Consider the following 13,378-nt stretch of genomic DNA (forward strand, 5'->3'; position numbering starts at 1 on the left):
TTCTGTTCAAGCGAATGCTTTGTTTGCTTATTGCGCAATCGTATCCGAGAAAAAACTAGTCCTCGTAATCCGCATAACCGTTCTCGAGCAAATACTGCATCTCCGCGTCGAGAATCGTCTCAAGCGTCAGCTCGTCCAGCTTAACGTCCTTCTGAGCCAAAATGTAATCGACCAGCTCATCGCTGTCGATATCGTATTCGCCTTGTGCGTTTGGTTTCGCCTTATCGATGAACGTCTGCTCGTGCTTCAGCACGAGCTTGATCGTACCCGCAGCTACCTTTGTTTTCTCAGCCAGATGCGCAATAAGCTCATCTACGTTGTAATCTACTTGTTCGTTCGTCATATCGATTCCTTACCTCCTAAATAAAATCAAACCCATGCCATTATTCCATCCTACAACTGGAACAGCGACAGCACGATGCCGACCAGGAAGCCGCACAACGCGCCGTTGACGCGAATCCACTGCAGGTCGCTGCCGACCTTCTCCTCCAGCATGCTGACAAGCGCGGCGTCGTCCATCTGGTCGAGGTTTTCCTTCACCAGCTGACCGATCCGGTAGTGGTTCGTCTCGACGAGATGAATCGCGTAAGCAAGCAGCTTGTTCTCCCAATTCGTAATCCGCTCTGGATCGCGATTGAGACTGCGCACAATGCTGGCATACAGCGTGAACAGGACACGACCGCCTGTCTGGCGCTGCTCTTCGAGCTTCTTAAGTGTCAACGAGCGCAGCTCCTCAAGTCGAGCTTGCATGAACAGCTTGCCCTCTCCGCCTTCGATCATGCCAAGCACGCGGCCCTTCACGCGGTCGAGACTCTCTTCATCCTCCGCCCACTGGAACAGGCGAACGCGAATTTCGCGCATGATGGTGTCGCGGTGCTCATTATCCCGATCCTGCAAACCGGCGATGCCGGAAACGACCATTCCTTGAAGCATGCCGCCCATCTTATCCTCGTCCATGAAGCCGGCGAACGCTTGGACCGCAAAGCCCATCAAGCCGCCCATCTTCACCTCGGCAAGCTTGTCGGCAGCCAGCTTGCCCAGCATCACCTTCGTCGTCGGACGCTTCGCCCAATTGTGCGCTTCCTTCAGCACATAATCGAGCGCCAGCTCATCGTAGCCTGCTTCCATCGCCTTCGTCAGCAATCGGTCAGCCGTCAGCTTCATATCGATGTTGCGTACGACAGACGCGACAGCGGACTGCGCCAGCTCCGCCGCTTTCTCAAGCGGCAGCTGCTGAACCATCGGGATCATCTCCTCGATGATCATCGTCCGCACCTTACGTCTAGCGAACAGCCTCGTCAGCAGCCGACCGCCCATCTGCAGCAGCTTCAGCTTGCGAAGACGGTTCTCGATGCTCGCCTTGTTGAGCAGCTCGTTCTCTAGCGCAGAGATGAGCGAGCGGATGATTTTGTCCCGATTGCGCAGCAGCAGCGACGTATGCGGAATCGGAATGCCCATCGGATGTCGGAACAATGCCGTGACCGCGAACCAGTCCGCAAGTCCACCAACAAGACCTGCCTCGAAGCCGCCCTGCAATATTTTAACAAGCGTGGTTTCCTTCAGCAGCAGTGTGAGGATGAATCCGCATGCCATGACGGCAAGCGACATAATAGCCAAATATCGCGATCTCATGGTGAACCTCCTTACATTGGTATCTTTGAGTGGAGCTCAACGTCGCTCTGCTCTCCGATGTACCAAATGATACCGTTGTCGCGATCTGCTGTAAACATCTGCCGATAAACATGGAAGAAGTTTCGGAACCATTTTTCCCAAAAATGGAATCCAACATGCGCGCACGCTTCCATTAATCTATCTCTTACCGACCTCTAACAGCTGCTAGGACGCGCTCGAGTGCCTCTTCCGTCCCGATCGCTTGCTTCTCGCCCGCTCGGCGCTCCATATATTCAACCTGACCCGATGCGATGTCGCGGCCGACAACGATTCGAAGCGGAATGCCAATCAGGTCGGCGTCCTTGAACTTCACGCCCGCGCGCTCGTCGCGATCGTCGAGCAGCACCTCAACGCCTTCAGCAAGCAGGCGATCATATAACTGCTGTGCCGCCTGCATCTGTGCCTCGTCCTTCACCGCAATCGGGATGAGATGCACCTGATAAGGCGCGATTCCGATTGGCCAAATGATTCCGTTCGCATCGTAATGCTGCTCAACGACAGCCGACAGCACACGCGAAACGCCGATGCCGTAGCAGCCCATAATCATCGTCTGCGATTTGCCCGAGCTATCTAGGAACTGCGCACCCAGCTTCTCGCTGTATTTGGTGCCGAGCTTGAACACATGGCCAACCTCGATCCCGCGATAAAATTGCAGCGTTCCTTCCGCGCAGCTTGGGCAGCCATCGCCCTCTGCCGCGTTGCGGAAGTCGCCTGTTCGCGACAGCTCGAAGTCCCGGCCCGGCTGGACATTGCGGTAATGATAGTCCCCTTCATTCGCACCGGCAATGCCGTGAGTCAATTCAGCAGCAGCGTAATCAACCAGTACCGGCAGCGTCAGACCAACTGGCCCGATGAAGCCCGTTGGTACGCCCGTCAGGCGCAGCACCGTCTCGGCATCCGCAATGGCAATATCTTCAGCCCCGAGGTAATGCTTCACTTTCAGCTCGTTGATTTCATGGTCGCCTCGAACGACGACCGCTACAACCTGCTCGTCTGCAACGAATACGACCGTCTTCAGCATATCCGATGCCGCAGCGCCAACCGATTGCACCAGCTGATCAATCGTGCGGATGCCTGGTGTGTGGAACTTCTCTATTGCCGGAACGGAGGCTGAATGCGAAGGTCCTGCAGTATGGCTGCCTACGCTCTCGCTTGCCGCCGCACGAGATGTCGCCTTCTCCAAGTTCGCTGCATAGCCGCAGCACGTACATGCAGCAATCGTATCCTCGCCGATGTCGGCGAGCGCCATGAATTCGTGCGTGCCGCCCTCGCCGCCGATCGCGCCAGCATCGGCCTCCACTGCGCGGAAGTTTAACCCGCACCGTTCGAAGATGCGATGATATGCCTTATACATCCGCTGATAGGAGGCATCGAGTCCTTCCCAATCCGTGTCGAACGAGTAGGCGTCCTTCATGAGGAATTCGCGTCCGCGCAGCAGACCAAACCGAGGACGACGCTCGTCGCGGAACTTCGTCTGAATCTGATACAGCGTCACTGGCAGACGGCGGTAGCTGCTAATTTCGTTGCGAACGAGCGTCGTAATGACCTCCTCGTGCGTCGGCCCGAGCGCGAACTCACGCTCATGTCGGTCCTGCAGCCGCATCAGCTCCGGACCATATACGCCGTAACGGCCCGATTCCTTCCACAGCTCCGCAGGCTGAAGCGCAGGCATGAGCAGCTCTTGCGCGCCCGCCCGATCCATCTCCTCGCGGACGATCTCCTCGACCTTACGCAGCACGCGTCTGCCAAGCGGCATGTACGTGTAAATCCCCGCAGCTACCTGACGAATATAGCCTGCACGCAGCATCAGCTGGTGGCTGATCGCCTCTGCATCTCCTGGCGATTCGCGCAGGGTAGAGAGCATTAATTGATTTTGGCGCATATCGAGTCACTCCTCTTCGTAATTGGCTTGATCGTCGAACAACAAAAAAGACGCATCCGTCAGGGACGAATGCGTCGTGGTACCACCCTTATTCCAACTGTGAGCGAATCAACACGGCTCGTCTCTACAGTCCTTCCTTCCATAACGGCAAAATGCCGGCAGCGGGTTCGGCGTACTTAAGCCGGTGCTGCAGCTCGCAAGGTAGGAAAATCGTTCGATCGTGGACGGGAAGCCTTGCAGCCGGTGAGCTTCCTCTCTGGACTTACGATCGCCTGAACGACTGGCCTTGGTCAGCGCTGTTGTCGCGATATATCAATTGAGATAACATTAGCGAATTGCGCGCCGCGCGTCAACTGCTATTTGACCGTGAATACGACTGTGGCGCTCAGCTTGTACGGTTCACTTTTGTCACCAACGAGCAGGTTGAAATCTGCAAAGCCGTTCACCTCATAACGTCCCGGGAGAAAGCCATTGGCTGTGAAGTCCTTGATGAACTCGATATAGTCCTTCGGATCTTGGTCTGCGGAGTACCCGCCTGATGCGCGATATTGTTCCCGAAGCGGTTCTCCCTTCCTCAGTGTCGTCGTGATCAGCGGCTGATCCATCATGTAGCTGATATCATAGCCTCTTGTCGTTTCTTTCATCGGAAAATAAAACGGCGACATCGCGTGCGTAATCGTCACCTCGTCCTGGTCCCCTGCATATTCAAGCTCTGCGTACAGCTTCACGCTATCCGCAGAATGATCCTCCGCCGTCTCGGCGACAAGCCGGTAGACGAAATCGCCTTCCTTCACTTCTTGGGCTAATGGTGCTGTGTCCTCTGTCTGGTTAGCTGACGCTTGGGAGCTGTCAGCGTTTGAACTTTTTTTATCGCCACAAGCAGTAAGCCAAACCATACAAGAGAGCAGGAGCAGCAAGCTGATCCCCGCCCAATATCTCGTTATTCTCATTCGTCATCACCTCGTCTCTTAGACGTATACGGCAGCTAATAGGTTACGCTGGAATGCGAAATAGGCGGACGCGCCGTCTCATTGTCCAATCTCCTGCGAATATAGTGTCGTGTACCTTGTGCGAAGGAGCGTGCAGAACTCGATACGATGAAAACGATAACAGCGAAACAAACAGCTGAAGTATACCGTGTCATTAAAAAAATACGCGTCGGAAGCAATCCGACAGACGCTGTCTTCAATGTACGGACGAGACGCATCTATGTCGTGAATAATGGAACGCAAACCATTCGCAGCTCCGTTTCAGTCATTAACAGTGCAACCGATCGCGTCATCCGAACAATCAAGGTTCCAGATGGCTCCGCTCATGCAGCGGTCAATTCGCGCACGAATATGATCTATGTGACCTCTTTTACAAACCAAGTCGCTGTCATTCATGGAGCATGGAAATCAGTCGTCGCGCTGGTGAAAGTCGGACAGAACCCGGTTGGTGTGGCAGTCAATCGGCGGACGAACCGCATCTATGTGCTGAATCATGGCAGTAATACGATCTCCGTTATTAGCGGCGCCAAGGCTCGTGTCATTGCGACCATTCCGGTTGGCGCGCAAAATCCGAATTTCGGCGGCGGCAACACGATTGCGGTCAACGAGCGGACGAATCGGATCTACGTGCTCAATACGGGGGGCCAGACGATTTCGGTCATTAGCGGTGCAAAGAACCGCGTGATCACGACCCTTACCGTCGGCGATTTCCCAACCGTGGTTAAGCTGAATAGCCGAACGAATCGCATCTATGTCTCCACGAGCAGGGGCTTGGTCGTCATCAATGGGGCAACGCATAGCGTCATTACCACAATAACGGGCATAGGCGAGGTCGGTACATTCGGCATTAATCCGCGTACAAGCACGCTGTACGCGCCAGATGATACATCTCGCATTGTGAATGTCATTAGTACGAAGACGAATGAGGTGATCGCGCGGATTACGAATGGTATTTTCCCGATTCTGATTTTCATTAATAGCAGGAAGAATCGGATCTTCTCTTCAACGCTTGGTTCGGACGCCGTACCGACCACTGTGACCGCGATTAATGGACGGACGAACAGCGTCATCAACACGGTGTCGCCGGGCCAAGGTGTCATTGCAGGCGTTGTGAACATGCGGAGCAGCAAGCTGTACACCGTTAACCAGCAGGACAATAACGTGTCGGTCATCGCCCCTCGTCGGGAGCGGCTTGTCACGAAGCGATAATCGATGAAGCGGTGCCTCGAGTGCCGCTTTCTTTCATATTTTGATAGAAAACCACTTAATTCTTCTATATTCGCGTCAATAGCTACGACATATAATAAAGGTATGTATTAAACATTAAACAAACAGCATACAAGGAGAGATCTAACTTGCGTTCAAAATGGGTATATGAACCACCTGCAAATGGCTACCCCGAATGGAATAACAACCCGGAAATTTTCGAACTGAACCGCTTGAAAGCGCATGCGTCGCTAATGCCGTTCCCGTCGCTCGAACAAGCGCTGGAAGGTAAACATACAAGCTCCCCATACTATCAGTCGCTCAACGGTGTGTGGAAGTTCGCGTTCGCCGAAACGCCAGCACAGCGTATTGCGAATTTCTATGAAGCAGATTTCGATTACAGCGGCTGGGCAGATATGCCAGTGCCATCGCATTGGCAGTTCCAAGGCTACGACTATCCGCAATACACGAACGTACGTTATCCATGGGCGGAGCGCGAGCCAGACCTGAAGCCTCCTTTTGCCCCGACGTTATACAATCCAGTTGGTTCTTACATACGGACGTTCACGGTGCCGACGGCATGGGCTGGACAACCTGTGTTCATCAACTTCCAAGGTGTTGAATCCGCCTTCTACGTCTGGCTGAACGGCGAGCTCGTCGGTTACAGCGAGGATACGTTCACACCGGCAGCGTTCGATCTTACGCCGTACTTGATCGAGGGCGAGAACAAGCTGGCCGTCGAAGTGTACCGCTGGTGCGACGCGAGCTGGCTGGAGGATCAGGACTTCTGGCGTCTGAGCGGTATTTTCCGCGATGTGTATCTGTATTCGACGCCGAAGCTGCATGTTGCCGACTTCTTCGTTCGTACGGAGCTGGATGCAGCGTACCAGGACGCTAATCTGGAGCTGGACGTTCGCGTTGAGCGCTATTGGGACAATACGGCAGGTGACTTCCAGCTGGAAGCACAGCTGTATGATGCAGCTGGTCAACCGGTGTTATCAGCGCCTGTTACGGCTGCGGCTGCTGTAGGTGATGCTGGTGAGATTGAGCTTAAGCTCTCGACTGTAGTTGTGAATCCGCTGAAGTGGAGTGCGGAGAAGCCTAATTTGTATACGTTCGTTATTTCGTTGCGCGATGCTACAGGCGAGCTGGTCGAGACGGTTAGCTGCCGCGTTGGCTTCCGCACGTTCGAGCTCAAAGACGGCATTATGCATATCAACGGTAAACGGATCGTGTTCAAAGGTACGAATCGTCACGAATTCAGCTGCGAGACAGGCCGTGCGCTTGGTGTCGAGGACATGATCCGTGACATTAAGCTGATGAAGAGCCACAACATCAACGCTGTCCGGACGTCACACTATCCGAACCAGCCGGTCTGGTACGAGCTGTGCGACGAGTACGGCTTGTATGTGATCGATGAAGCGAACATAGAGACACACGGCTCCTGGGCATATGGTCAACAGGATCTCCCGTCTCACACTGTGCCGGCTGGCCACCCAGAATGGCGCGAGAACGTATTGGATCGCTGCAACTCGATGTTCCAGCGGGACAAGAACCACCCGTCGATCATTATCTGGTCGCTTGGGAACGAATCGTTTGGCGGGGACAATTTTATCGCGATGCATGATTATTTGCGTGAGGTTGATCCAACTCGTCTCGTGCACTATGAGGGTGTCTTCCACTACCGTCCGTCGGAAGCGGCATCGGATATCGAGTCGACGATGTATATTAGGCCGAATGACGTCGAGAAGTACGCGCTCAGCAATCCGCAAAAGCCATACATTCTGTGCGAGTACTCCCATGCGATGGGCAACTCGTGCGGTGGACTGCATAAATACGCAGAGCTGTTCGACAAATATCCGATCATCCAAGGCGGCTTCATTTGGGACTGGGTCGACCAAGCGATTCGGACGAAAACAGCAGACGGCATCGAGTACCTCGCTTATGGCGGCGACTTCGGCGAATCGCCGCATGACGGCAACTTCAGCGGTAACGGTCTTCTGTTCGGCGACCGCACGGTAACGCCTAAGCTGCTTGAAGTGAAGAGCTGCTACCAGAACGTAGACTTCACGGCAGTTGATCTGACTTCGGGCCGTATTCAAGTGAAGAACAAAAACCTGTTCATCGATCTCGGCGAGTACGATCTGACGTGGCAGGTAGAGCTGGAAGGCTTGGTCGTGCAGAAGGGACAGTTCGTTGTGTCGGCTGCGCCGGGTGAAGTGGTTGAGGTAGTTGTGCCGTATACAGCTATCGATGCTGCAGAGCGTGCTGGTCGTGAAGCGGTACTGAGCGTATCGCTCGTGCTTCGCAGCGCGACGGCTTGGGCTGAAGCTGGACATGAAATGGCTTGGGAGCAGTTCGTACTGGCGCCTCGTTCGGTTCGTGGGACTGTTGCTGCTGGAAGCGCGGCAAGTGCTGGAAGTACGGAAAGTGAAAAAGAAACGCTTCGCGTAGTGGAAGATGGCGATCTGCTGACTGTGGCTGGCGATCAGGCGTCCGTTGCGTTCAATCGCACAACGGGTCAGCTCGTTTCGTATCGCTCGGCATCAGGTCAAGAGCGTCTGCTCGCGCCTGCTCGTCCGAACTTCTGGCGTGCACCGACAGACAACGACCGCGGCAACAAAATGCATGAGCGCTGTGCGGTATGGAAAGAAGCTTCCGTTTCGCAACAGCTTGTTGATTTTGCTTGGCAAATGGACGGCGGACGCTGCATCGTAACGGTTGTATTGTCGGCAGCAACCGTACCGGCATCGACAGTAACCTTGCAGTATGAAATCAACCCTGATGGCGCTGTTACGATTCAGCAGGATCTCGTGCCTGGCAGCGACAAACTGCCTGACCTCCCTGAGTTCGGTATGCTGTTCGTGCTGGACGGCGGCTTGGATTCGATCGAATGGTATGGCCGCGGACCGCATGAGAACCATTGGGACCGCAAGAAGAGCGCACGCCTTGGTCGCTTCGCGGGAACAGTTGCGGGGCAGTATGTACCATACTTGAAGCCGCAGGAGTGCGGCAACAAGACGGACGTCCGCTTCGCTTCCGTGACGGAAGGCGCGAACGGCGCCGGCCTGCACTTCGAAAGCGCTGGCCTCATGGAATGGAGCGCGCTCCCATGGACGCCGAATGAGCTGGATGAAGCTGATCACGGCTACAAGCTGCCGGTATCGCAGCAGACGATCATCCGCGTCAACGACAAGCAAATGGGCGTTGGCGGCGACGACAGCTGGGGCGCTCCGACGCACGTCGAGTACACGCTGCCGGCGAACCGCACGTATAGTTTGCGGTTTACGGTGAAACCGGTATAAGGGGCTATGCCCCTTGGACCCCTTTGAAGGGATTAGATTCTACCAGTCTAAAGAATTCTACCCACCTAATGATTTCTACCCACCTAAGTCCTCCCTGCTAGGGAGGACCCCCGGGGTTTCCCAACCCCGGGACCCCGGAAGGGGAAACGTGGGATAGAAAGAGACGCGCGTTCTCGTACTTGAGCGGTGGGAATCGCGAGCCCCTGCGGGGCAAAGCTTACTTTTTGAGTTTGTTACTTGTATTTAAAGAAAGACCCTCTGCCAATTGATATGGCAGAGGGTCTTTCTTTTATCCGGTAGTGGGCTAGCGTACTCGGCCGACATAGCGCAGGCTTCGCTTATGGTGCATTTTTGCACTTACTGGCGCTCGCCGCGGCGCTTTCGCTTTACGTAGGTGCATTTCTGCACCTACTGGCGCTCGCCGAGGCGGTTTCGCTATACGCAGGTGCATTTCTGCACCTACCGGCGTTCGCCGCGGCGCTTTCGCTTTGCTTAGGTGCATTTCTGCACCTACTGGCGCTCGCGGCGGCCCGTTTGCTCTCATATGGTGCATTTCTGCACCATATCGCGCTCGCGGCGGCCCGTTTGCTCTCATATGGTGCATTTCTGCACCATATCACGCTCATGGCGGCCCGCTTGCTCGCATGTGGTGCACTTCTTCACCATATCGCGCTCACGGCGGCCCGCTTGCTCGCATGTGGTGCATTTCTGCACCATATCGCGCTCGCGGCGGCCCGCTTGCTCGCATGTGGTGCATTTCTGCACCATATCGCGCTCGCGGCGGCCCGTTTGCTCTCATATGGTGCATTTCTGCACCATATCGCGCTCACGGCGGCCCGCTTGCTCGCATGTGGTGCATTTCTGCACCATATCGCGCTCGCGGCGGCCCGCTTGCTCGCATGTGGTGCATTTCTGCACCATATCGCGCTCACGGCGAATCCGGCGATCCATTTTACAACGCTAGTGTCCGGCTAGTCTTCGAATCTTACGCTGGAAGCACACCGATCCATACGATAGGAGAATAACGACTAGCACTTGGAGTACTACGACCGAGGTGATCACACCGCTGATCGTCTGCGAACGATCGTTCCAATTCCACACATTGAAGATGTTCACGAACATGATGGGCACATTGGCGAACGCAAGTACGATGAGCATCAGTTGGACTCTCTTAAGCAATTGGATTAGTGAGCTTCGATCCGTATAGATTGGTGTGGAGGTCTCCCCTTCAACGCAAGGTTTGCGGAAATAGTGCCAGCCCATATTCGACCCAACATGCTCCCAGCCCATATCCTCGAACAAAGCGTAATAAGCGTCCAGCTGGCCCTTCTCTTTGATCTGGTGGTAATCCAACCGATACACATATCGTACCGACGCGTCTTGCTCGAAGCGATAGCGGAAAGTCCCTGGCTTCACTAAGTGCTGCCCTTGCGCGGACAAGCTCGTCAGCCACTCCTCATCCCTCTCGTAGTTCCATACGAACGACACCCGAGTCCGCGCAACAAATTGATCAACATGTGTCATTGCTTATGCCCCTCCCCCTAACGTCTGTTCGATCGCCTGCCTAGCATTGTGCAGCAGTTCCTCCAGCCGAACCATCTCGCCCTTCAGCACTTCCCGGCCTTTGTCGGTTATCGCATACAACTTCCTTCTCGAATCCGTACTATCCGCCCCTTGCGCAAAATCAATGAGTCCCTTCTTCTGCAGCGTACTTAGCGCCGTATACAGCGTCCCCGCTCCAATCCGAACGCGTCCTCTGCTCATCTGCTCGACATCCTGCATCATGGCATAGCCGTGTGCATCTCCGCGGTACAAAGTCACGAGTATATAAAAATAAGCCTCCGTCAACGGCAGCAAATCCTGCACCGAATCCTTCATGTCCTCACCTCTGTTCGTAAAAACCATGCATCGCTCATCTATTTATTAGATCGCATGTCGATGTATTGATCAATGATGTATCCATAGTCGATATATCGTGCATCGATATAGTAGCACGCAGCAAAATGACTGTCAACAAGTTCCATCCCTATCGTTGACAAAATAGGCTGCCTGCCTGCGGAACGCAGCAAGGCCATCCCTCAGTAAAGGATGGCCTTGGTTATGATGGGGTCGATGACATCTCGTTCGCACGCTGCGCCACAAACCCGGTCGTACCTGTTATTTTTTCAAATGATAAGGCACTGTCGTCAACACAACGCTTGAGTGGTACAGAAGCCGTGTACGAAGATAGAAGCTGGTCTGGTTATGCAGGATGTTATGCCAGCCTTTCTTCGGTATGAACTGCGGAATGATGACGGTGACTTGGTGATTCGACTCTTTCGCTTTGCGCTCGACCGTGTCCACGAACTTGAGCAGCGGCTGAACGATACTGCGATACGGCGAGTGAAGCGTGACGAGTCGGACGTCAGGCATGAATTGTTCCCATTTGCGCTCGAAGGTCGCTTCCTCATCACGCTCGAACGGAATGTAGACCGCGATAATCTGCGCTGCACCAAGCGATTTTGCATAAGCGAGCGACTGCTCCACAACATGCGTAATGCCCGACACCGGCAAAATGATTACATTTCCTTCAATCGGCAGAACCGGCTCACACGTCGCACGATTCAGCTGCTCACCAATCGACTCATAGTGCTTGTTAATGCGATGCAGGACGAAGATGAGCACAGGCAGGAAGATTAACACCGGCCATACATGCGAGAACTTCGTCAGGAAGAAAATAATCGAGACCGTAAAGCTGATGAGTGCGCCAACCCCATTAATCGTCAGCTTCAGAACCCAGCCCTTCGGCTTCTCGCGAATCCACTTCACCATCATCCCCGTCTGCGACAGGGTGAACGGGATGAATACGCCAACCGCGTAGAGCGGAATCAATTGATCTGTCTGCCCTTTGAACAAAATGATCAACAGAATCGACAGCACCGCTAAACTAATGATGCCGTTCGAGTAACCAAGGCGGTCGCCACGAGCCGTGAACATACGCGGGATGAACTTATCTTTGGCCAAGTTAACCGCTAGCAGCGGAAATGCGGAATAGCCCGTATTCGCTGCGAGCACTAGAATGAGTGCCGTTGTCCCTTGGATGAAGAAGTACATAAAATTCCGACCGAACGTTTCCTCTGCAATTTGCGATACGACCGTTACTTCTGCTTTCGGCGAAATGCCGTAGTAATAAGCAAGGAAGACGATACCAGCGAACAATATCGCAAGCAGCACACCCATCGCCGACAGTGTCTTAGCCGCGTTGTTCGGCTCAGGCGACTTGAAGTTCGGAATGGCGTTCGAGATCGCCTCAACCCCCGTCAGCGCCGAGCTGCCGGATGCGAATGCCTTCAGCAGCAGGAACAAGCTGATACCTGCCACATGTGTTCCCATTGGCGTGTGAAGCTCAGGGGAAACGCCGCCTGTAGCGATATTATACAAGCCAGCTCCGATCAGAATGAACAGTGCAAGCACGAACAAATATACTGGATAAGCTAGGATCGACGCGGATTCTGTCACACCGCGAAGATTCAGCAGCGTAATAAGCAAGACGAATATGACGGCTATTATAACGGTGTGTTCGTGCAAGCTCGGAAACGCCGATGTAATCGCATCTGTTCCGGCCGAGACACTTACCGCTACGGTCAGAATATAATCGACCAGCAACGATACACCCGCTACCAGTCCTGGGTATTTGCCGAGATTTTGCTTCGATACCACATAAGCGCCGCCACCATGCGGATAAGCGAAAATAATTTGCCGATAAGATAAAATAAGTGCCGTCAGCAGCACGAGTACGCCGATCCCGATCGGAATCGAATACCAAAATGCGGTCATACTAACTGCAACAAGTGCAATTAAGATTTGCTCAGGACCATAGGCGACCGACGACAACGCGTCTGATGACAAAATAGCCAGTGCCTTCGTTTTGTTCAACCGTTGCTCGCCAAGCTCAGTCGACTTCAACGGACGTCCAATGATGACGCGTTTTAAACTTGCAATCACGATCCAATCCCCCTAGACTCGGTATTTCTGTCACTTTTTCTCTATTTTTGCGCAGCAAAAAACCGCAAGGCTTCTCCTCGCGGTTTTGAATAACCGAAGTCGTGTCCCCCCTCAACAACGCTTACGAGGTTAGCTGTCGGATTCGGGCGGTTGAAGTCGCCCTACGATGTGTGAACACCGATTCACCCCTGGCGCAGCATGCTGCATGAGCGCCGTTGGTTCCCCCGTTTTCCTTTCAGAAATTCAGCGAATATGTGATGCGCTAATCATAACTCCATCACCTATTACTGTAAAATCGCGTTTTGGGGCAAAAAAGATAAGAAAGATTGTATTGCAAGAAT

At 53.9% G+C, this 13,378-nt stretch carries 10 protein-coding genes and 1 riboswitch; of the genes, 3 read left to right on the forward strand and 7 right to left on the reverse strand.

Annotated elements, in window-relative coordinates:
- Positions 1-55: 55 nt before the first annotated feature.
- The 4 genes from DFQ01_RS15490 to DFQ01_RS15505 all read right to left on the reverse strand — a co-directional run bounded on the left by DFQ01_RS15490 (position 56) and on the right by DFQ01_RS15505 (position 4,503).
- A complete protein-coding gene (locus DFQ01_RS15490; RefSeq protein WP_110044803.1) occupies positions 56-343 on the reverse strand; it encodes a hypothetical protein in 288 nt (95 codons plus the stop codon).
- Positions 344-393: 50 nt separating this feature from the next.
- Positions 394-1,632, reverse strand: coding sequence for a DUF445 domain-containing protein (locus tag DFQ01_RS15495; protein ID WP_110044804.1), 1,239 nt, complete (start codon positions 1,630-1,632; stop codon positions 394-396).
- A 184-nt stretch (positions 1,633-1,816) separates the two neighbouring features.
- A complete protein-coding gene (locus DFQ01_RS15500) occupies positions 1,817-3,553 on the reverse strand; it encodes a proline--tRNA ligase (RefSeq protein WP_110044805.1) in 1,737 nt (578 codons plus the stop codon).
- A gap of 356 nt (positions 3,554-3,909) precedes the next feature.
- A complete protein-coding gene (locus DFQ01_RS15505) occupies positions 3,910-4,503 on the reverse strand; it encodes a hypothetical protein (RefSeq protein ID WP_174812842.1) in 594 nt (197 codons plus the stop codon).
- A 147-nt stretch (positions 4,504-4,650) separates the two neighbouring features.
- On the opposite strand from DFQ01_RS15505, the gene DFQ01_RS15510 reads away from it, so the two are divergent.
- The 3 genes from DFQ01_RS15510 (at position 4,651) to DFQ01_RS15520 (ending at position 10,028) form a co-directional block, all read left to right on the forward strand.
- Positions 4,651-5,751, forward strand: a complete 1,101-nt coding sequence (locus tag DFQ01_RS15510) for a YncE family protein (protein ID WP_110044806.1) — start codon at positions 4,651-4,653, stop codon at positions 5,749-5,751.
- Between the two features lie 146 nt (positions 5,752-5,897).
- Positions 5,898-9,053 carry a beta-galactosidase, LacZ type gene (gene lacZ / locus DFQ01_RS15515; RefSeq protein ID WP_174812843.1) on the forward strand — a complete coding sequence of 1,052 codons (3,156 nt, stop codon included), beginning with the start codon at positions 5,898-5,900 and terminating at the stop codon, positions 9,051-9,053.
- A gap of 351 nt (positions 9,054-9,404) precedes the next feature.
- Positions 9,405-10,028: a hypothetical protein gene (locus tag DFQ01_RS15520; protein ID WP_110044807.1), complete on the forward strand. Its 624-nt coding sequence runs from the start codon at positions 9,405-9,407 to the stop codon at positions 10,026-10,028.
- On the opposite strand, the gene DFQ01_RS15525 is transcribed toward DFQ01_RS15520, so the two are convergent.
- The 3 genes from DFQ01_RS15525 to DFQ01_RS15535 form a co-directional block, all read right to left on the reverse strand.
- Positions 10,014-10,577: a DUF2812 domain-containing protein gene (locus tag DFQ01_RS15525; RefSeq protein WP_110044808.1), complete on the reverse strand. Its 564-nt coding sequence runs from the start codon at positions 10,575-10,577 to the stop codon at positions 10,014-10,016. The genes DFQ01_RS15520 and DFQ01_RS15525 overlap by 15 nt on opposite strands.
- Positions 10,578-10,580: 3 nt before the next feature.
- On the reverse strand, positions 10,581-10,931 hold the full coding sequence (locus tag DFQ01_RS15530) for a PadR family transcriptional regulator (RefSeq protein ID WP_110044809.1): 351 nt from the start codon (positions 10,929-10,931) through the stop codon (positions 10,581-10,583).
- A 279-nt stretch (positions 10,932-11,210) separates the two neighbouring features.
- Positions 11,211-13,037 (reverse strand): APC family permease, encoded by a 1,827-nt coding sequence (locus tag DFQ01_RS15535; protein ID WP_110044810.1) that lies wholly within the window; start codon positions 13,035-13,037, stop codon positions 11,211-11,213.
- A 103-nt stretch (positions 13,038-13,140) separates the two neighbouring features.
- Positions 13,141-13,296, reverse strand: a riboswitch (cyclic di-AMP (ydaO/yuaA leader).
- Between the last annotated feature and the right edge of the window lie 82 nt (positions 13,297-13,378).

The sequence above is a fragment of the Paenibacillus cellulosilyticus genome, assembly GCF_003182255.1.
GTDB lineage: Bacteria > Bacillota > Bacilli > Paenibacillales > Paenibacillaceae > Paenibacillus_T > Paenibacillus_T cellulosilyticus.

Excerpts from the sequence above, each read along its gene's own strand:
- DFQ01_RS15490 (WP_110044803.1), bottom strand. The coding sequence starts at position 343 with ATGACGAACGAACAAGTAGATTACAACGTAGATGAGCTTATTGCGCAT.
- DFQ01_RS15495 (WP_110044804.1), bottom strand. The coding sequence starts at position 1,632 with ATGAGATCGCGATATTTGGCTATTATGTCGCTTGCCGTCATGGCATGC.
- DFQ01_RS15500 (WP_110044805.1), bottom strand. The coding sequence starts at position 3,553 with ATGCGCCAAAATCAATTAATGCTCTCTACCCTGCGCGAATCGCCAGGA.
- DFQ01_RS15505 (WP_174812842.1), bottom strand. The coding sequence starts at position 4,503 with ATGAGAATAACGAGATATTGGGCGGGGATCAGCTTGCTGCTCCTGCTC.
- DFQ01_RS15510 (WP_110044806.1), top strand. The coding sequence starts at position 4,651 with ATGAAAACGATAACAGCGAAACAAACAGCTGAAGTATACCGTGTCATT.
- DFQ01_RS15525 (WP_110044808.1), bottom strand. The coding sequence starts at position 10,577 with ATGACACATGTTGATCAATTTGTTGCGCGGACTCGGGTGTCGTTCGTA.
- DFQ01_RS15530 (WP_110044809.1), bottom strand. The coding sequence starts at position 10,931 with ATGAAGGATTCGGTGCAGGATTTGCTGCCGTTGACGGAGGCTTATTTT.